14 protein-coding genes and 1 pseudogene are annotated in these 18,581 nt (G+C 69.1%); 5 read left to right on the top strand and 10 right to left on the bottom strand.

Annotation, left to right across the window (positions count from 1 at the left end):
* Positions 1-87: 87 nt before the first annotated feature.
* Positions 88-2,925 (bottom strand): preprotein translocase subunit SecA, encoded by a 2,838-nt coding sequence (gene secA / locus DI272_RS29775; RefSeq protein ID WP_109498291.1) that lies wholly within the window; start codon positions 2,923-2,925, stop codon positions 88-90.
* A 269-nt stretch (positions 2,926-3,194) separates the two neighbouring features.
* Between secA and DI272_RS29770 the strand changes: the two genes are divergently transcribed.
* Together DI272_RS29770 and DI272_RS29765 are read left to right on the top strand one after the other, a co-directional pair.
* Complete coding sequence (locus tag DI272_RS29770; RefSeq protein WP_109498290.1) at positions 3,195-3,779, top strand: GNAT family N-acetyltransferase; 585 nt, start codon at positions 3,195-3,197, stop codon at positions 3,777-3,779.
* Between the two features lie 49 nt (positions 3,780-3,828).
* On the top strand, positions 3,829-4,995 hold the full coding sequence (locus DI272_RS29765; RefSeq protein ID WP_181387352.1) for a winged helix-turn-helix domain-containing protein: 1,167 nt from the start codon (positions 3,829-3,831) through the stop codon (positions 4,993-4,995).
* Here DI272_RS29765 and DI272_RS29760 read toward each other — a convergent pair.
* The 9 genes and pseudogenes from DI272_RS29760 to DI272_RS29720 form a co-directional block, all read right to left on the bottom strand.
* The gene (locus DI272_RS29760) at positions 4,981-5,727 is read right to left on the bottom strand and encodes a response regulator transcription factor (RefSeq protein WP_109498289.1); all 747 of its coding nucleotides are present in this window, start codon (positions 5,725-5,727) and stop codon (positions 4,981-4,983) included. The two genes, DI272_RS29765 and DI272_RS29760, sit on opposite strands and share 15 nt — an antisense overlap.
* Positions 5,728-5,928: 201 nt before the next feature.
* Positions 5,929-6,621 (bottom strand): ribosome hibernation-promoting factor, HPF/YfiA family, encoded by a 693-nt coding sequence (gene hpf / locus DI272_RS29755; RefSeq protein ID WP_109498288.1) that lies wholly within the window; start codon positions 6,619-6,621, stop codon positions 5,929-5,931.
* 1,345 nt (positions 6,622-7,966) lie between these two features.
* A pseudogene (locus tag DI272_RS46270) lies at positions 7,967-8,263 on the bottom strand (ComF family protein); the annotation flags it as partial.
* A gap of 247 nt (positions 8,264-8,510) precedes the next feature.
* Complete coding sequence (locus tag DI272_RS29745) at positions 8,511-10,361, bottom strand: LpqB family beta-propeller domain-containing protein (RefSeq protein ID WP_109498286.1); 1,851 nt, start codon at positions 10,359-10,361, stop codon at positions 8,511-8,513.
* A complete protein-coding gene (gene mtrB, locus DI272_RS29740; protein ID WP_109498285.1) occupies positions 10,351-12,606 on the bottom strand; it encodes an MtrAB system histidine kinase MtrB in 2,256 nt (751 codons plus the stop codon). The genes DI272_RS29745 and mtrB overlap by 11 nt, the downstream gene beginning before the upstream one ends.
* Before the next feature lies 1 nt (position 12,607).
* On the bottom strand, positions 12,608-13,297 hold the full coding sequence (gene mtrA, locus DI272_RS29735) for a two-component system response regulator MtrA (protein ID WP_187284748.1): 690 nt from the start codon (positions 13,295-13,297) through the stop codon (positions 12,608-12,610).
* Between the two features lie 148 nt (positions 13,298-13,445).
* The gene (locus DI272_RS29730) at positions 13,446-13,961 is read right to left on the bottom strand and encodes a hypothetical protein (protein ID WP_146238399.1); all 516 of its coding nucleotides are present in this window, start codon (positions 13,959-13,961) and stop codon (positions 13,446-13,448) included.
* Between the two features lie 931 nt (positions 13,962-14,892).
* Positions 14,893-16,128 carry a helix-turn-helix domain-containing protein gene (locus DI272_RS29725; protein ID WP_109498283.1) on the bottom strand — a complete coding sequence of 412 codons (1,236 nt, stop codon included), beginning with the start codon at positions 16,126-16,128 and terminating at the stop codon, positions 14,893-14,895.
* Positions 16,125-16,445, bottom strand: coding sequence for a putative quinol monooxygenase (locus DI272_RS29720; protein ID WP_109498282.1), 321 nt, complete (start codon positions 16,443-16,445; stop codon positions 16,125-16,127). Before DI272_RS29720 ends, DI272_RS29725 begins: the two co-directional genes overlap by 4 nt.
* Positions 16,446-16,637: 192 nt before the next feature.
* Between DI272_RS29720 and DI272_RS29715 the strand changes: the two genes are divergently transcribed.
* The 3 genes from DI272_RS29715 (at position 16,638) to DI272_RS29705 (ending at position 18,575) form a co-directional block, all read left to right on the top strand.
* Positions 16,638-16,970: a hypothetical protein gene (locus DI272_RS29715; RefSeq protein ID WP_109498281.1), complete on the top strand. Its 333-nt coding sequence runs from the start codon at positions 16,638-16,640 to the stop codon at positions 16,968-16,970.
* Positions 16,971-16,972: 2 nt separating this feature from the next.
* Positions 16,973-18,304, top strand: a complete 1,332-nt coding sequence (locus DI272_RS29710; RefSeq protein WP_109498280.1) for an FtsK/SpoIIIE domain-containing protein — start codon at positions 16,973-16,975, stop codon at positions 18,302-18,304.
* 79 nt (positions 18,305-18,383) lie between these two features.
* On the top strand, positions 18,384-18,575 hold the full coding sequence (locus DI272_RS29705) for a hypothetical protein (RefSeq protein WP_109498279.1): 192 nt from the start codon (positions 18,384-18,386) through the stop codon (positions 18,573-18,575).
* Positions 18,576-18,581: the final 6 nt, after the last annotated feature.

The raw sequence follows: 18,581 nt of genomic DNA, 5'->3' as shown, positions 1-18,581 counted from the left end.
CCGCCATCGACAGCCCCCTGTACGCCGAAGGGCCGGGTCACCCCAGGTGACCCGGCTCTTCACACCGCTACAGCGCCACAGGCACCGTCACTTCTTACGACGACGCCCACCACGCGACTGCTTGCGACGCTCCGCGCGCGTGAGGCCGTCCGCCTCGGAGCGCACCGGCTCGTCGTCGGCGAACTCGCCCTCGACGACACCGCCCTCGCCGTCCACGGTGGGCGCGGAGAAGTGCAGGTCCCGGCGCTGCGGGACGTCGAGACCCTTGGCGCGGATCTCCGGGCGGGCGCCCGCCTGCGCCGGCACCGCGTCCTGCTTGTCCAGGGACGGCTTCTCGTCCTCGACCGGGACCTCCTCGACCTGCTGCTCGACCTGGACCTCCAGGTTGAACAGGTAGCCGACGGACTCCTCCTTGATGCCCTCCATCATGGCGGTGAACATGTCGAAGCCCTCGCGCTGGTACTCGACCAGGGGGTCCTTCTGCGCCATCGCGCGCAGGCCGATGCCCTCCTGGAGGTAGTCCATCTCGTAGAGGTGCTCACGCCACTTGCGGTCCAGGACCGACAGCACGACCCGGCGCTCCAGCTCACGCATGATCTCGGAGCCGAGCTGCGCCTCACGCGCCTCGTACTGCTCGTGGATGTCGTCCTTGATGGACTCGGAGATGTACTCGGCGGTGAGACCCGCGCGGTCGCCCGCCGCGTCCTCCAGCTCCTCGACGGTGATCTTCACCGGGTAGAGCTGCTTGAAGGCGCCCCACAGCCGGTCGAGGTCCCAGTCCTCGGCGAAGCCCTCGGCGGTCTCGGCGGCGATGTAGGCGTCGATGGTGTCGTCCATGAAGTGCTGGACCTGCTCGTGCAGGTCCTCGCCCTCCAGGACGCGGCGGCGCTCGCCGTAGATGACCTCGCGCTGGCGGTTGAGGACCTCGTCGTACTTCAGGACGTTCTTGCGGGTCTCGAAGTTCTGCTGCTCGACCTGCGACTGCGCGGACGCGATCGCGCGCGTGACCATCTTGTTCTCGATCGGCACGTCGTCCGGGACGTTCGCCATGGACATCACGCGCTCGACCATCTGGGCCTTGAACAGGCGCATCAGGTCATCGCCGAGGGACAGGTAGAAGCGGGACTCGCCGGGGTCGCCCTGACGGCCGGAACGACCGCGCAGCTGGTTGTCGATACGACGCGACTCGTGCCGCTCGGTACCCAGCACGTAGAGGCCGCCGAGGTCCTCGACCTCTTCCTTCTCGGCCTTCACGGCGAGCTCGGCACGCTCCAGGGCGGCCGGCAGAGCCTGCGCCCACTCCTCGATGTGCTCCTCGGGGTCGAGGCCGCGCTGGCGCAGCTCCGCCTCGGCGAGGTCCTCGGGGTTGCCGCCGAGCTTGATGTCGGTACCACGGCCGGCCATGTTGGTGGCCACGGTGACGGCGCCCTTGCGGCCGGCCTGGGCGACGATGATCGCCTCTCGGTCGTGCTGCTTGGCGTTGAGCACCTCGTGCTGGACGCCGCGCTTGCTGAGCTGCTGCGAGAGGTACTCGGACTTCTCGACCGACGTCGTGCCGACGAGGATCGGCTGGCCCTTCTCGTGCTTCTCGACGATGTCGTCGACGACCGCCTCGAACTTCGCGACCTCGGTGCGGTAGATCAGGTCCGACTGGTCCTTGCGGATCATCGGCTTGTTGGTCGGGATCGGGACGACGCCGAGCTTGTAGATCTGGTGGAACTCGGCGGCCTCGGTCATGGCCGTACCGGTCATGCCGCACAGGCCCGGCTGTTCCTTGCCGTCGTGGTCCTGGCGCTTGTAGAGGCGGAAGAAGTTCTGCAGGGTGATCGTGGCGAGGGTCTGGTTCTCGTCCTTGATGTCCACCCCTTCCTTCGCCTCGATCGCCTGGTGCATGCCCTCGTTGTAGCGGCGGCCGGCGAGGATACGGCCGGTGTGCTCGTCGACGATCATGACTTCGCCGTCCATGACGACGTAGTCCTTGTCCTTCTTGAAGAGCTCCTTCGCCTTGATGGCGTTGTTGAGGTAGCCCACCAGAGGCGTGTTCACCGACTCGTAGAGGTTGTCGATGCCCAGCCAGTCCTCGACCTTGGCGACACCGGCCTCGTGGATGGCGACCGTGCGCTTCTTCTCGTCGACCTCGTAGTCGCCGGTCTCCTCGATGCCCTTGAGCGGGTTGCCGGCCTCGCCCTTCTTCAGGCGGGTGACCAGCTTGGCGAAGTCGCCGTACCACTTGGTGGCCTGGTCGGCCGGGCCGGAGATGATCAGCGGCGTACGGGCCTCGTCGACCAGGATGGAGTCGACCTCGTCGACGATGGCGAAGTTGTGGCCGCGCTGGACGAGCTCGTCCTTGGACCACGCCATGTTGTCGCGCAGGTAGTCGAAGCCGAACTCGTTGTTCGTGCCGTACGTGATGTCGCAGGCGTACTGCTCGCGGCGCTGGGCGGGCGTCATGTTGGCGAGGATGCAACCGACTTCCAGGCCCAGGAACTTGTGGACGCGGCCCATCATCTCGGAGTCGCGCTCGGCCAGGTAGTCGTTGACCGTGATGAGGTGGACGCCCTTGCCGGACAGCGCGTTGAGATACGCGGGCAGGGTGCCGACGAGGGTCTTGCCCTCACCGGTCTTCATCTCGGCGACGTAGCCGAGGTGGAGGGCGGCGCCACCCATGATCTGTACGTCGTAGTGGCGCTGGCCGAGGACGCGCTTGGCGGCCTCGCGCACGGTGGCGAACGCCTCGGGGAGCAGGTCGTCCAGGCTCTCGCCGTCCTGGTACCGCTGCTTGTACTCATCGGTCAGGGCTCGCAGCTCGGCGTCGGAGAGGTCGACGAAGTCCTCTTCGATGGAGTTGACCTGGTCCGCGATGCGGTGCAGCTTGCGCAGGATCTTGCCTTCGCCTGCACGCATGATCTTCGAGAGGACGGACACGGGGGTTGGTCTCCTTGCCGGTCGGGCCTGGGACGGTCGGTTTCCATTTGACTTGACTGAGCAACGGCCATCGTAAGCGAGGACATGGCCACGCCGGGAGCCTGCCGGGGACGCCGACCGTCCGCTGCTTCAAATCTCCGTCAAAGGCACAACGGCCGGGGGTCGCGGATGGTGCCGCGTCGCACCGACGAATTGCGCGAAAAGTGATCGCCCGCTCACACACCGCAAAAAGATGGCGCTCGTCGTGAATCCCCGAGCAGAATCGGCCGATGGAACCCGTCACCCTCACCACCGGCCGCCTGCTGATGCGCACGGTCGGCCCGCCGGACACCGACACCGTGTACGAGGCCGCCCAGGACCCCGACATCCAGCGCTGGACCACGATCCCCTCGCCCTACCTGCGCGAGCACGCCGAGAGCTTCACGGACCAACTCGTCCCCGACGGCTGGGCGAACGGCTCCTCGTTCACGTGGGGCCTCTTCCTCCCCGAAGGGGAGGAACTGGTCGGCATGCTCGGGCTGTCCATGCGCTCCATGAGCGCGGCGGAGGTCGGTTTCTGGGGCACCAAGCAGCACCGCGGCAACGGCTACGTCACCGAGGCCGTCCTCACCGCCGCCCGCTGGGCCTTCACCCAGCTGTCGATCGACCGTGTGGAATGGCGCGCGGAGGTCGGAAACCTCCCCTCGCGCGCGGTGGCGGAGCGCTGTGGCTTCACCGTCGAGGGCGTCCTGCGCTCCGGGATCGTCCACCAGGGCGTACGCCGCGACTGCTGGGTGGGTTCCCTGCTCCCGTCGGACCTGGGGCTGCCGTCGACGGCCCCGTATCTGCCGGCGCGTGCCGAGCGGCCGCAGTGACGGCGCAGCTCATCTCCCGTTGTCAGTGCCACCGCCTATCGTCCGCATCATGACGACCCCGCGTCCCTCGACCGAACTGACCGCCGACGAAGCCCGCCGCATCGCCCTGCGCGCCCAGGGCTTCCTCGGCACCCCCGACCGCCGGGCCGGCGTCCGCGGCGTCCTGCGCCACCTCGGCGCGGTCCAGCTCGACACCATCTCGGTCCTCGCCCGCTCCCATGAACTCATCCCGTACGCCCGCCTGGGAGCGGTCGGCCGCAAGACCGTCGAGAACGCCTACTGGACCGACACCCACGCCTTCGAGTACTGGTCGCACGCCGCCTGCATCCTCCCCATCGAGGAGTGGCCGCACTTCGCCTTCCGCCGCCGCGCCTACCGCGACCGCCCGCACTGGAACCACGACCTCCCCGAGGGCACCTACGACCAGGTCATCAAGCAGCTCCGCGCAGAGGGCCCGCTCACGGCCACGGAGCTGGGCGGCGCGAAGAGGACCAGCGAGTGGTGGGACTGGTCGGGCACCAAGGTCGCCGTGGAACGGGCCCTGATGTACGGCGAGGTCGTCTGTGTGGAACGGCGCGGCTGGAAGCGGGTGTACGACCTGGCGGAGCGCGCCGTCCCGGCCGCGCTGCTGCACGACGAGCTGGACGACGCCGAGTGCCTGCGCCGCCTGGTCCGGCTGGCCGGCCAGTCACTGGGGGTCGGCACGCGCGCGGACATCGCCGACTACCACCGCCTCAAGGCCGAGCAGGTGGACGCGGTGATCGCCGACTCGGGCCTGGTGCCGGTCACGGTCGAGGGCTGGGGCAAGCCGGCCTGGGCCGACCCGGCGGCCCTGGAAACACCGCCGCGCGGCCGCCACCGTACGACGCTGCTGTCGCCGTTCGACTCCCTGATCTGGGAACGCGCGCGCACGGAGCGGATCTTCGGCTTCACCCACCGCCTGGAGGCCTACGTCCCCAAGCCGAAGCGGGTGTACGGCTACTTCGCGATGCCGGTCCTGGCCGGCGGCCGTCTCGTCGGCCGCGTGGACCCCGCGCGGGAGGGCCGCACCCTGGTGGCCCGGCAGGTCACCCTGGACGGCCCGAAGGCGGTTCCGGCGGTCGCCCAGGCGCTGGCCGAGGCGGCGAGCTGGGTGGACTGCACGGACGTACGCGTGGAGCGGGTGGACGCGCCCGAACTGCGCGCGGCCCTCACCAAGGCACTAGCGGATCTCTAGGATCTTCTCCCGCATCGCATAGACGACGGCCTCCATCCTGGAGTGCAGCTGAAGCTTCTCCAGGATGTTGCGCACGTGGTTCTTCACGGTGTTCTCGGAGATGAACAACTCCTTGGCGATATCGCGGTTGTTCATTCCGGTGGCGACGAGTTTGAGCACTTCCAGCTCACGGTCGGTGAGCCGCGGCGCAGGCACGAGACGGCGCTCATCCGTCCGCTGGATCATCGACTTGAACTCGGTGAGCAGCTTCGACGCCATGGAGGGGCTGATCTGCGACTGCCCGTCGGCGACCGCGCGAATGGCGGTGGCCACCTCGTCCGTGGAGATCTCCTTGAGGAGATAGCCGGTCGCGCCGGCCTTGATCGCCTCGTAGAGGTCGGCCTCCTCGTCGCTGATCGTCAACATGATGATCTTCGCGCTGGGCGCGACCTCCTTGATGGAGGTGCAGGCCTCGATACCGCCCCGCCTGGGCATGCGTACGTCCATCAGGACGATGTCGGGCAGCAGGTCGGCGGCCTTGTCGACGGCCTCGGCGCCGTCGCCCGCCTCACCCACGACCTGGATGTCCTCCTCGGCCGCGAGCACGATCTCCAGTCCTCGCCGGAAGAGGGCGTGGTCGTCCACGACCAGGACACGGATCGGCTCCTTGCGTGGTGAGCCCGTGTCCGGGCCCATGTCGGTGACGCCGTCGCCGACATCTCCGTCATGCATCGGTCCGAAGCTGTCCGCCATCGTTCCTCCCCCTGAAGGCTGTGGCTGGTCCTGTGCCATCGCCAACCCAAGGCAACGGCCCAGCGGTTGGGCCGGTGCGGCCATGATTTCATGCCCGGACGACACCGCGGTGACCGAGCGGGGCGTGAAGCGGTCGCACACCGGTGCCCCTGGGGGCGCACACGCGCTCCAGGGGCACCGGCTCAGCCGTCAGCCGGGCGGTCAGCCACCCAACGTGCCCCCGGCCGCGGGAGGCTGCGCCTGGGCGACCATCGGGTCCGTGCTGAGGTGGATGACGCCGTAGTCGTAGGCGTGTCGCCGGTACACGACACTCGGTTCCTTGGTCTCGGAGTCGACGAACAGATAGAAGTCGTGCCCGACCAGCTCCATCTCGTACAGAGCCTGGTCGAGGGTCATCGGGGAGGCGACGTGGGTCTTCTCGCGGACGATGAGGGGGCCTTCGCCCTTCACTTCCAGCGAGCCGATCTTCTTGGTGGGGACGCCGTCCGTCTCTTCCTCGTGGACGGGGTGGCCGTTGCCGTTGAGCGTGGCCGCACCCGGGACGTGGTCGGCGACCTCCGCGGCGGGAATCCGGCGTGCGCCGCGCCGCGAGAAACGCTTGTCGTGCTGCTTGCGCAGGCGGGCGTCCAGCTTTTCCGCCGCCAGGTCCAGCGCCGCGTACGGATCGCTTGCCGCGGCCTCCGCCCGGATCACCGGACCGCGGGAGCGGAGCGTGATCTCCACTCGGTCGCAGCGGTCGGCTTGTCGGGGGTTGGGCTCCTTGGACACCTCGACGTCGAGGCTGATCACCTTGCCATCGAGCTTCTGGATCTTCTCCAGCTTCAGCTTCTCGGCCACGTGCTTGCGGAACCGCTCGGGCACCTCGGTCTTGCGGCCCTTGACGACGATGTCCACGCAGAACTCCGTTCCCGGATCACTCCGCTCAACGGCGGAGCATCTCCCTTTTGCACCAGGCTCCGGTGAGTCCCGGAACCTCGGACTCGGTGACTTCCACCTCCTCCCCCGCGAGCGAGATCTCCACTCCACCAGTGCGGGTGATGGTGAAAAACCCGCAGCACGGCAATCGGATATGAGAGGTGTGGCCTGCGCCTTTCCTCACAACCGAACATATCTCGCCCGGACGGATGTCGTCACCCTCTACCGCGGCATACCTCCATTCAGGTGAATTGGTCCTCTCATTACCTGCAACGATGCAAGTTCACGGTCAGTTCCGGTTTATTTCGAAAGCATCCGGCGACGCCGCGACCACGGCCGCGCAGGCGACGGCACCGACGCCTCCGCCTCGGCGCACGTCCACCATTCCCGGCCCTCCGGTCCGGTCACCCCCGCCCTCCTCCACTGATCCGCCGTTCGTTCCCCCTGTGCCTTCCCGTCGCACCGCCCCGTACACGGCACCGGCGTCACTTCCACACCCGATCGGCTCCGCCGTCACCGCCCCTCCATACGCACAGCCCCGCCCGACCCCCTCAACGCCCCCGCCCCCGGACCCCTCCCCCACACCCGACCGCCCACTGCCCGCCTCTCCCACACGACCCCCACCGCCCCATTCCGAGCCCTGAGCCTCGACGCCCCTCTCCTCGACTCCGCGCCGGGGGCCCTCCTCAGCCATCGCCGCCCGCACGGCCCGCGCAGCCTCCGCCAGGGACGCCCCCGTCGTCATGACGTCGTCAACGAGCACAACCGCCCCCTCGAGCAGCAGCCGCCCACCGCCGGGGACCACAGAGAGCGCGCCGGCGAGGTTGTCCAGCCGCTCCCGGGAGTTGAGCCCCGCTTGGTCGGCCACACCACGCCGCTGCCGCAGTACCGCGAGCACCCGCGCCGGCACCCCGCCCCGCCGCAGCTCCGCAGCCGCCGCCAGCGCGATCCGCCGCGCCGGATCATGCCCTCGGGCCGCCACCGCCGTACGCGAGGACGGAACAGGCACGAGCAGCACCACGCCACTCCCAAGCCCACGCCCCGCAGCACCGGCGGCCATCTCCGCAACACCCCCGGGCCCGCCTTCGCCCCGCCCTTGACCACCCCCATGGCCAGACCGGGCCAAGACCCGGCCGACGCCATCCGCGCCCCCGGACCGCCCCACCTCCCCAGACGCAGCCGCACGCACCACCACCCCGGCCTGCCTCCCGCTGTCAGACCTCACCGCGGCCCCGGCCACACCCTCACCCTGGTCCTCGCCGCCGTCGTCGCCCCCGGCGAGGCCCGCCCCAGCCCCCGCCCAGAGCCCCTGCCCTCTCGTCCGAGCCGCCCGAAGCCCTGCCCGCACCGCCCCCGCCAGAGCCACCCCCAGCGGTGTCGCGAGCGCCAGCGCACCGCGTTCCTTGTGGGCCAGCAGCACCGCCCGCACCTCGTCGGCATAGGGGGCCGCCGCATGCACCGCCGGCAACCCCCTCGGTTCCGGCACCGGTCGCACCCGGCACGGTGCGCGCCCGCTCAGGACGCCACGGCACTTGGGACAGAGCACCGCGCGAGGCCTCCCGCAGCCTCCGCAGTCGGCCGGCAGCACCAGCTCCGTGAGATCCCGCCACCACCCCCGCATGCCCACCACTGTGCCAAGGCCCACCCACCCCGGCCAGCCCTGTGGATAACTCGCTGTGGACAACTCGCCGCGGCAAGCACAAGCAGGTCAGACCCCAACCACCGCACGCCTCAGAACACGCGCAGCCACCGCAACACCGACCCGCATACCGCCCCGGCGCCCCCGGTCCGCGGCGACCTGCGACCTGCGACCAGCCCCCCGGGCCGTCCCGGAACGGCGACATGACCATCCGAACGCGCGCCCCCGACTACCCCGGATAGACAGGCGCCGTCCCGTCCTTGACCACCTGCTGCCACTTCGACCCCGCCGAGAGCCGGACGATGCCGTCCTCGTCCGAGTAAGCCACCAGCGGCAACTTCTCGTCCTCGGCCGCGGCGAGGGCCTTCACTCCCGTGAGCGCCGCGGGCGCCGACCCCACCGGCGTGGAGCCGTCGACCTCGACGTACGCCATCTGCTGCACCCCGCCGAGCTCACGTCCCACCAGCACCAGACGGCTGTCCCCCGCCCAGGACATGGCGGTGACCTCTTCCAACTGCGGTGTGACCGAGCGCAGTTCGACAACCGAGACGGACCCCTCGTCCGCCTTGTCATCCCGCTCGACGCGCCCGATGCAGAGGGACTTCTTGCCGCCCTTCTCCACGATGAGCGCGATCCGCACCCCGTCGGCGGCCAACCGCACCGCGTCAACACGCCCGTCGAGCCCCGGAGTCGAGACCTCGATCGGCTCGCCCGCTCCGCCCTTCAGGAACAGCAGCCGAGGCCGGTCGAGATCGCGGTCCGCCACCCACAGGTTGCCGTCCCCGTCCCAACTGGGCGCGGTGAAGCGGTCGTTCTGAGTCTTGCCGTCACTGTGCAGGACCGGCTCGCCGAGCGAGGCGCCCGACACCAGCGACCCGACGTACAGCTCACTGCCGTCGAGCGTGACCCCGGCCGCCATCCTCTCGTCCCGGGACACCGCGGCCGACCGCAGTTCCTTGGCACCCTCGCCCAGCGCGCCCGGAACCGGCGCGACGTCGTCCGTGCCGGTGCTCTCACTAGCGAGCCGCACGAGCCGGTGCTTGCCGTCGAGGAAGTACTGGTACTCGTTCCTGCCCACACCGTGCACCACGGCGTTCTCGGCGTCGCTCGCCTGAGCCGTGCACAGTTGCGCGCCGTCGGAGCCCTGGAGCGCGATCTCGTCCACGCCCGTGGGGGTGAGATCCCGGAGCGTGAACAGGAGTTGCGCGGCCATCTCCTGGCACCTGCCCACGCCGACCCGGTTCGCCTTGGCGTTCAGCGGCACCGTCAGACGGTTCTGCTCGTCGGGCGTCAGCGAGGTCACGCCCTTGCCCAGCTTCAGCCGCGTCCCCGTGGGGAAGCTCGACCTGACGACCTGGTCCAGCCAGCGCGACGGACCCGCGAGCAGCAGCCGTACCGTCTGCGTCATCGGGTCGACCTTCTTGCGGACGTACACGGGGTCGGCCACGGCGACCGGCTGCCCGCCCGCGGCGGACGGGGTGTTCGACGCGAAGTAGTACTTGTTGACCGACGTGTAGTTGCGCAGGAAGTCCGACTTGCCCATGACGACGCCCGATGGCGGCGCGTCGATGCGCCACTGGTGGCTCTTCTTCTCGCGGGTGAGGTGCAGCACCTTGTCGTAGTCGCCGGCGGCGGGCGCGTACGCCTGCTGCGCGTCCACGGTGGCGACCTTCTCGCCGTACAGCCGGAACGAGGCCTCGGACTGGGTGTCCTGGCCGTTCACCGCCCCCTCCGGGGTCGCCCCCGGCCCCTCCTCCAGCACCGTGAGCGACGTCTCGGGCTGCCACGCCTTCGCGGCGTCGCTGGTCAGATACTTCTTCGCCGTCTCGAAATGGGGATCGTCGCTGGTCAGCGCCTCAAGAAAGCCGTAGACGATCTCCCTGGCACCGGCGTTCTCCCGGGGCGGCAGCGCGAAGACCCGCACCTGTGTGTCCTGCCGGGGCGTGGACTCCACGTCGCGCAGATCCCCGCTGTCCGGCATCGAGGCGCACCCCGCGAGCACTACGGCGCCGCAGACGGCGTACGCCACCGTGCGCACCGCTTTCCGCCGTCGGCCGCCCCCCACACGGTCAGCGCCCACGGCTGCCCTCCCCTTGCTTGCTGCGATCCTCCGACCCGACGCTCCGGGCCCACGACGACGACGCACCCGGCGATGACGCGCCCGATGATGGCGCATCCGACGATGCCCCATCAGCCGATGAGCCGTCCCCCTGCGCCCCACCCGACGACACCCCGCCAGACGATGCGGCATCCGCCTGCGCCCCACCCGACGGCGGTGCATCCACCTGAGGCCCACCCGACGGCCGCCCATCCGCCTCCGGCGCGCCCGCGGCGGCGCCCGCGCTGTCGTCCGCCGGTCGTGCGCCCCCGGCGGGCCGCGGCACCACGCGCGCGCCGTTGCCCGGCAGCGCGGTGGGGTCGGCCGTAGGGGGCTGGGCGTTCAGCCGGGGCGCGAGCGGCGCCCGCGCGGGCGTCCGTTCGCCCGCCGGCTGCACCGGTACGGTGGCGCGCTTCTCCCCGTCGCCCGCCCCGCGCGGCAATCCGGCGTCATTAAGTCCACGGTTACGACGTGAGTCCTTGGGCTCCAGCGGTATCGGCGAGCCCCGGAGCGGTTCGTCCGCGGTCCGCGGCAGCGTCAGCCGGAACTGCGAACCGCCACCCGGCTCACCCCAGGCCTGCAGCCAGCCGCCGTGCAGCCGCGCGTCCTCCAGGGCGATGGACAGCCCCAGACCCGTACCGCCGGTGGTACGCGCGCGTGCCGGGTCGGCCCGCCAGAAGCGGCTGAACACGCGCGTGGCCTCGCCGGGCTTGAGCCCGACGCCGTAGTCGCGCACCGCGACCGCGACCGCCCCGCCCGCCGACGCGAGCTTGACGACGACGTCCTTGCCCTCGCCGTGTTCGACGGCGTTGACGACCAGGTTGCGCAGCACCCGCTCCACGCGCCGGGCGTCGGCCTCGGCGACAACGGGCTGCTGGTCGCCCAGCACCTGTATCCGCGTGCCCTTGCGCTCCGCGAGCGGCGCCGCCCCGCTGACGACCCGCTGCACGACCTCCCGCAGATCGATCGGCTCCGCCTCCAGCGCCGCCGCGCCCGCGTCGAACCGGCTGATCTCCAGCAGGTCGGCGAGCAGCGACTCGAACCGGTCCAACTGATCGGCGAGCAGTTCCGCCGACCGCGCGGTCACCGGGTCGAAGTCCTCGCGCGCGTCATGGATGACGTCCGCGGCCATGCGTACGGTCGTCAGCGGCGTCCGCAGCTCGTGCGACACATCGGACACGAACCGCCGCTGCATCCGCGACAGGTCCTCCAGCTGCTGGATCTTCAGCTGAAGGTTCTGCGCCATCTTGTTGAAGGCCTCACCCAGGCGGGCGATGTCGTCCTCACCGGTGACCTTCATACGTTCCTGCAGACGCCCGGCGGAGAGCCGCTCGGCGATCCCGGCCGCCATCCGCACCGGCGTGACGACCTGCCGCACCACGAGCCAGGCGATGGCCCCGAGGAGAACGACGACGAAGAGCCCGGCGGTCGCCAGCGTCCCCTTGACCAGGCTCAGCGACTTCTCCTCCTGGGTGAGCGGGAAGAGGTAGTAGAGCTGGTACGGGTCGTCGTTCGGGTCGTTGACCTGCTTGCCGATGATCAGCGCCGGCTGCGACTCGTGGCCGTCGGTGTACTGGATGCGGGTGTACTTCTGGGCCGCCATGCTGCTGTCGTTGTCGACGCGTTCCCGCAGGTCCTCGGGGACGCTCGCGGTGGCGTCCACGCCGCCCGAGGCGCGCGGCCCGCGCCCGCCGCTGTCGTCGCCCGCGGCAGGCAGGGTGACGACGTCGAAGGCGCCCTGGCCGCCGCTGGAGAGCGACTCCACCAGGTCGCCCATCCACGAGCTGACGTTCTGGCTGCCACGCCCGTCCGCGCCCGCGCCGTCCTCCTGGTTCGCGCTCGGCGCCGTGTCGGCCTTCTGCCGAGCCGATGCGAAACCGCCGGTGGCCTGGCTCTGCGAAGCCTTCACCTTGGCGTCCAGCAGGCCGTTGCGCACCTGCCCGATCACGACGAACCCGAGCAGCAGAACGACACCGAGGGACATCAACAGGGTCGTGGCGACGACCTTGAGCTGGATGTTGCGCCGCCACAACCGCATGACCGGCAGCAGCGGCCGCCGTACCCAGCGCATGAACAACCGCAGGACCGGACTGCCCTGGACACCGCCCTGGAGCAGCCCGCCCTCGAAGAAACGCCCCCAGCGGGAGCCCGCAGGCCTCCGCCCGACAGGCCGCCCCGCACTGGCCCCGGTCCGCCCGGGCGACGAAGCGGCACTGTCTCCGGACATGTCAGCTGGGTCCTGCCTTGTATCCCACACCACGGACGGTCACCACGATCTCGGGCCGCTCAGGGTCCTTCTCGACCTTGGAACGCAGCCGCTGCACGTGAACATTCACGAGCCGGGTGTCGGCCGCGTGCCGGTAACCCCACACCTGCTCCAGCAGCACCTCACGCGTGAACACCTGCCACGGCTTGCGCGCGAGCGCGACCAGCAGGTCGAACTCCAGCGGCGTCAGCGCGATCGACTGCCCGTCCCGCTTCACGGAGTGCCCGGCCACATCGATGACCAGGTCACCGATGGCGAGCTGCTCGGGAGCGGGTTCCTCGGACCTCCGCAGCCGCGCCCGGATCCGCGCGACCAGCTCCTTCGGCTTGAACGGCTTCACGATGTAGTCGTCGGCGCCGGACTCCAGCCCGACCACCACATCCACGGTGTCGCTCTTGGCCGTCAGCATCACGATCGGCACGCCCGACTCGGCCCTGATCAGCCGGCACACCTCGATGCCGTCCCGTCCGGGCAGCATCAGGTCCAGCAGCACCAGATCGGGTTTGCTCTCCCGGAACGCGGCCAGCGCCTTGTCGCCGTCGGCTACGAAAGACGGCTCAAAACCTTCACCACGCAGCACAATGCCGAGCATCTCGGCCAGTGCGGTGTCGTCGTCGACGACAAGGACTCGTCCCTTCATAAACGACATCATCCCATTCTCATAACGGTGGCGAAGGTACAGGTGAGCAGGCTCACTGGCCTGTGACCTTAGTCGTACCGGGCCGTCACTGTCTGCCCACGGCCGCCAGCGTTGATGTCAGCGAGGATGTCAGCTCGTCGGCACCGGTCAGCCGGAGCTCTCACCCCTCCGACGCCCTCTCAAGCGCTCTCGGCTGCGTGGTGAACTTGCGGGTCTTCCGTTGCTTCCAGAGCTGCCAACGCTTGGGGTTGTAGTCAAGGTCGTACCGAGCAGCGTTCAGGAAGGCGACCTGCGCGTCCTTATAGGGCTCCACGCCATCAGGTCCTGAGCCCTGGACGGTGTCAGCGACCTTCTGAGCTGCATCAATGACATATGCAGGAGCGCAGAGTTGCACGCCCAAGATGGCAGACGCCAGCTCAGCTCCTGAGGCCAGGAGGTCGCGCACCGCCTCCATGAAGAGCGGGTGCTTGTCGTCCTTCGTGACCTTCACGACCTCGACGTAGGACTGAGCGAGACGATGGTGCGCGGCGGCATCCAACATCCGCTTGTATGCCTGTGCTCGATCTTCCGGGCTACCAACGCGGGCAACGCCGACCGGTTTGTAGCGGCTGATCGCTGCTGAACCGATCTTGCCTATGCTCCGCGCGGCTGCGGCACCGATGGCGGTTGGTTCCATGACCTGGTTCTATACCGCCGATGCGTTCGACCACGGTCGATTCCCGCAAACGTTATCTGCTCAGGCACTTCCTGAGCCTGCTGCTCGGCAAGCCGACTCACGTGATCGACGGAGTGACTTTGGCCGGGAGCTGCTTTGGGGGGAGTGATCATGGCCCCGTAAGCTTCCGGCGCGTCGGGCAGTCTGTGGACCTGCCCGTTAAAGCACGACGTTGGGGCCATGATCTTCGAGGCTCCCCCCAAAGTGGCTGGCTAAAGTCGCGGAGTCGATCACCCCAGCCCCCACGATCCCCCCGACCACGGCCCGCATGATCCAACGAAGCCCAAGCCGTCGCGCACCTGCTTGTGGAGCACAAAGCGTCTGTTGGGTCCGTGGCCGCACCTGGCGTGCGGGCCTGTGGGCCATGCCGTCTTCCCCCAGGATCGGGCCTGGTGATGTGGTCCGGGGAGGGGAATCAGGATCGGTCCGGTGCATCGGCCCATAGGCGGGATCAGAGCGTGAAGCGTGATCACCCCGTGGCAACTATGGGGCCGCGGGGCCGGGGCCGGGGCGGCGCGGGCCGAAGGCAGGAGCGAAGCCCCGAGCCCCGAGCCCGCGGCGGCCCGCAGTGCGGGCCGGTGGGGTGTGATCTACGCAGCGACGACCGGAAGCCGGTAGGGCCAGCGCGACCGGATGCCGAAGGCAAGAGCCCCCCGACCAAAGGACCACGACGCCGTAGGCCAGTGATCGCCGGGGATGGAGGCTACAAGCCCTGGGGGTTCGTGAAGCGTGGGAGGTCTGAGGCTCCCGGCGTGAGCTGTCGAGTCCTGTTATTCCAAGGTGCGCGACGGCTTGGGCTTCGTTGGATCATGCGGGCCGTGGTCCCAGGGATCGCCCCTCCCCGCCGGAACGGCGGGGCTTGATGAGGTAGAGAAACCTGTAACAACATCAACTAGCCGACTGCGCTCCGTTCGGCCAATTCACGCAGGGGCTCCGGGACACGAGAGCCTGAGAGCTGGATCAGGTCACGGATGACCTCGCGGGCCAAGTGGTGATCGTGGATTTGCTCAGGCGTCAGAGCCTCGGCCTCCAGCAGTGCGGCTGTGGCCTCACCGACGTGTCGCCGCTGCGCGTGTGCTCGCGCCACGTCTAGCAGGAAACGTGCCTGCCGCTCAGGCGAAAGCCCCGACGCGTCAACCCGCTGGGCTACCTCCAGAGCAAGGCCCGCGTCTCCCAACTCAACCGCTGTGCTCATGGCATGGATCTCGACGTTCGTCGGACCGAACTCCGTGTCAAAGTCGTTCCGGTCCTCGCCCAGTCGCGCCGCGATCTCGCGCGCCCGATCGATGTGTTCATGGGTGCGCGCTCGGTTGCCTTCGCGTGCGTTGATCACTGCCAGAACAAGATTCATGGCGCCTACGAGCGACAGTTCTTCCGGAGGGCATGCCGGGGCCGCTGCCCTCGGGTCCAAGACGGCAACCGCCGAACTCGCGGCTTGCTCGGCCTGTTCCATGTGCTGCTGCCGCATGAACGCATGCGACATGCGGAAGAGGCTTGCGACCACTTCCAGCGGCTTCCCGGCGAGTTCGGCCGCCTGTAGTGCTCGGTCCGCTGCGACCCAAGCCGCATCCGCCTGGTCCTGCCGCGTGAAGCTTGAGGCTGCTGCCTGATAGGCCTTGGCGCGGAGAGCATGGAGTTCCGCACGGTCACCGGCTGGTGCGTGACGTACGGCGGCCTCGATGCTCGGCAGCAGCCGGGCAAGGTGATCGCTTAGTGCTGCATAGCTCGATGCGTGAGTCAGTGTCCACGCTTCGTCTACGCTCCGCTGGAACTCGGCAAGCGACGGGACGGGGTCGGCTGTCGGCTGATCGAACAAGCTGCTGAGTGCCGGGTGCCCGGTGAGGGCTACCCGCAGCCCGTCGAGGTCGTTGCTAGCCGACTGCCCTTCAGGCTCGGCCTCCTCCTCAGGAGCGGCCTCGGGGCGCACCTCTCGTACAGACACCTTGAGCGCGTCGGCAAGGGCCTGAAGCACTGACAGCCGCTCGACGGGCTGCACGCCTCGTTCAACCTGCGACACCCAACTCTCCGAGCGCCCCATAGCGGCGGCAAGGTCGCTCTGCGACATGCCCGCCTCGCGTCGCAGCTCCTTGACTCTCTGGCCGAAGGTCTTGACGTCGGCGCTCGTCACTTCTCGGCCTCGGTCGGGTACTTGCCGGTGTACGGCTCAAGGCGGTCTACCTCGGTCTTCTCGACATACTTGGTGCGCTCCGCCAGGAAGTGCCGCGTGTGCGGCTGGCGCTCGTGTTCCTCGAACGCGGCGTGGTCGGCGTAGATCTCGAAGAAGATCCGCTCATCGGGCGCGCCCTCGACCTTGTGGCACGCATAGACCAGCGTGCCCGGCTCATGTGCACGGATGCCTGCGGTCGTCTCCTCCATCAGCGCGTCGAACGCCTCGCCCGCACCTTCGCGCAAGGTGAACCGAACAAAAAGCCCGAAGTGGTTCATTTCTTCCTCCTTGTCGTCGCACCCAGTCTCGCAGAGTCGAAGAACTACTACTAGTCGCAGTTTTTCTGTTGACTCGCAGTTTTTCTGCGAGTAGCTTCGATCGTGTCGGAAGAAACAAGCAGCCCCGGACTGCGTGCCATCCGCCAAGATCACAACGCAGCCCAGGGCTCTTCCCAAAAGGGAGACTCCATAATGCCGTCCTTCAAGATCGACCTTTCGACCGCGGTGGTGTTCGTGGCGACCGCGCCGGAACCGAAGATGGTCAACAAGCGGACCGGTGAGCGGGCCGTGGACTCGAAGACCGAGGCGCCGTTGTCGACGGTGGGCCTGCTGGTCTCGGACGAGGGGGAGGGCAACCTCTACTCCGTCACGATCCCGGAGACCGGCTTCCCCGAGGGGCTGACGCCGGGCACGCCGGTGGCCGTCACCGGATTGAAGGCGCGTGACTGGGAGAACGAGTTCAACGGCCAGAAGCGGCACGGGATTTCGTTCCGCGCGGTCGCGATCACCCCGCTGGCGGCCTGACCATGACCAGCGTAGAGACGTGGGTGGAGGTCGGCGGCTTAGCGGCCGGTGCCGGTGGCGTCGGCTACGCCAAGTACCGTCTGCCGCGCACCTATTGGGCGCTGGTGGGTCTGCCGGTTACGTGGGGCCGGTTCACCGTCACCTACGCCTCGACCATGGACGCGTGCGGCCTGACCGTGCAGCCCTCCGGCCTGCGGGCGTTCGTCGCCCGCAACGTCGGTCGCCGTGAGGTCATGCCGGTGCCGCCCAAGGTTCGCCGCGTCCGTCCGACCTCGACCGGCCTGCGGGTCACGCTGCGGCTTCCGGCCGGGCTGGAGCCCGCGGACATCGCCGCTTCCTCCGAGCGTCTGCGCCATGCGTGGGGTGTGCACTCGGTGACCGTGGTGTCGTCCAAGCCGGGGTATGTCGAGCTGCGGATGACGGGTTATGACGTGCTGCGCCGGGTGCGGATGCCGCGCAAGGCCCAGCCTCGCGGCCTGGTCGTGCCGGTGGCGCTGCGCGAGGACGGCACGGTCTTCGAGCGGGACTACCGCAAGATGCCCATGGCGCTGACGTTGGGCGCCAACGGGTCGGGCAAGTCGATGTATCAGCGCAACCTGATCAAGGGCCTGGCCAAGCTGCCGGTGGGCCTGGTCGGCATCGACTGCAAGCGCGGGGTGGAGCAGTCCCGTTACGCGCCCCGGCTGTCGGCGCTGGCCACCGACCGCGAGTCCGCCGGGCGTCTGGCTGATGCGCTGGTCGCGGAGATGGAGGAGCGTTTCGATCTCCTCGCCCTCTACGGCGTCTCGAACTTGTGGGAGTTGCCGGATGAGGTGCGGCCGGTGCCGCTGGTCGTGCTGATTGACGAGGTGGCGGAACTGTTCTTGGTGATGTCCAAGAAGGACGAACCGGCCCGCGATCACACCGTCATGCAGCTCGTGCGGCTCGGCCAGATGGCCCGCGCGGTCGGCATCTACCTGGAAGTGTGCGGGCAGCGCTTCGGCTCCGACCTCGGCCGCGGCGCAACCGCCCTGCGGGCCCAGCTCACCGGCCGTGTCTGCCACCGCGTCAACGACAAGCAGACCGCCGAGATGGGCCTTGGCGACATCGCCCCGGACGCGGTGGTCGCCGTGACGGGCATCCGCGCCGACCGCCCGGGTGTGGCGGTGGCTGGTGACGCCTCGGGCTACTGGTCCCGCATCCGCACCCCCGAGATCAGCCCCGAAGAGGCGACGGCCGTCTGCCGCGAATTCGCCCACCTCACCCCGGAGTTGGCGTTCCTGGCTCCGTTCCGCCCGGCCTCGCAGTACGAGCCCGCCCGGCCCCTCGCCGACGCCGAGCCCGCAAGCAAGTAGATCCCTGTTCTTCCCGGTCGACGCGACCGCCTTCGCGCCAGGTCCCTACCCGAGCCATGTCCGAGATCAGGAGGCACCGATGAGCACTAGCCGCGAGAACTTCGCCGACAACCTCTCCCGCCTGTCCAAGTTCGGCCGCGACATCCGGGAGTACGAGCGTAAGCAGGGCACCGACGACTTCTCCGACGTCATCCGCGGTGGTCTGCACGCCGAGCACAGCGGCGACCGGCCCCCGCAGGGGTCCGGCTACCCCCGCCGCTACCCGAAGTAGGGGTGC

The organism is Streptomyces sp. Act143, from assembly GCF_003143935.1.
Taxonomy (GTDB): Bacteria; Actinomycetota; Actinomycetes; order Streptomycetales; family Streptomycetaceae; genus Streptomyces.
The sequence above is the reverse complement of the archived record's forward strand: the minus strand, read 5'-3'. Positions and strand labels throughout refer to the sequence as shown.

Coding starts and splice junctions, on each gene's coding strand:
- DI272_RS29770 (WP_109498290.1), top strand. CDS start 3,195: ATGGAACCCGTCACCCTCACCACCGGCCGCCTGCTGATGCGCACGGTC.
- DI272_RS29765 (WP_181387352.1), top strand. CDS start 3,829: ATGACGACCCCGCGTCCCTCGACCGAACTGACCGCCGACGAAGCCCGC.
- DI272_RS29760 (WP_109498289.1), bottom strand. CDS start 5,727: ATGGCGGACAGCTTCGGACCGATGCATGACGGAGATGTCGGCGACGGC.
- mtrB (WP_109498285.1), bottom strand. CDS start 12,606: ATGTCCGGAGACAGTGCCGCTTCGTCGCCCGGGCGGACCGGGGCCAGT.
- mtrA (WP_187284748.1), bottom strand. CDS start 13,297: ATGATGTCGTTTATGAAGGGACGAGTCCTTGTCGTCGACGACGACACC.
- DI272_RS29730 (WP_146238399.1), bottom strand. CDS start 13,961: ATGGAACCAACCGCCATCGGTGCCGCAGCCGCGCGGAGCATAGGCAAG.
- DI272_RS29720 (WP_109498282.1), bottom strand. CDS start 16,445: ATGAACCACTTCGGGCTTTTTGTTCGGTTCACCTTGCGCGAAGGTGCG.
- DI272_RS29715 (WP_109498281.1), top strand. CDS start 16,638: ATGCCGTCCTTCAAGATCGACCTTTCGACCGCGGTGGTGTTCGTGGCG.
- DI272_RS29710 (WP_109498280.1), top strand. CDS start 16,973: ATGACCAGCGTAGAGACGTGGGTGGAGGTCGGCGGCTTAGCGGCCGGT.
- DI272_RS29705 (WP_109498279.1), top strand. CDS start 18,384: ATGAGCACTAGCCGCGAGAACTTCGCCGACAACCTCTCCCGCCTGTCC.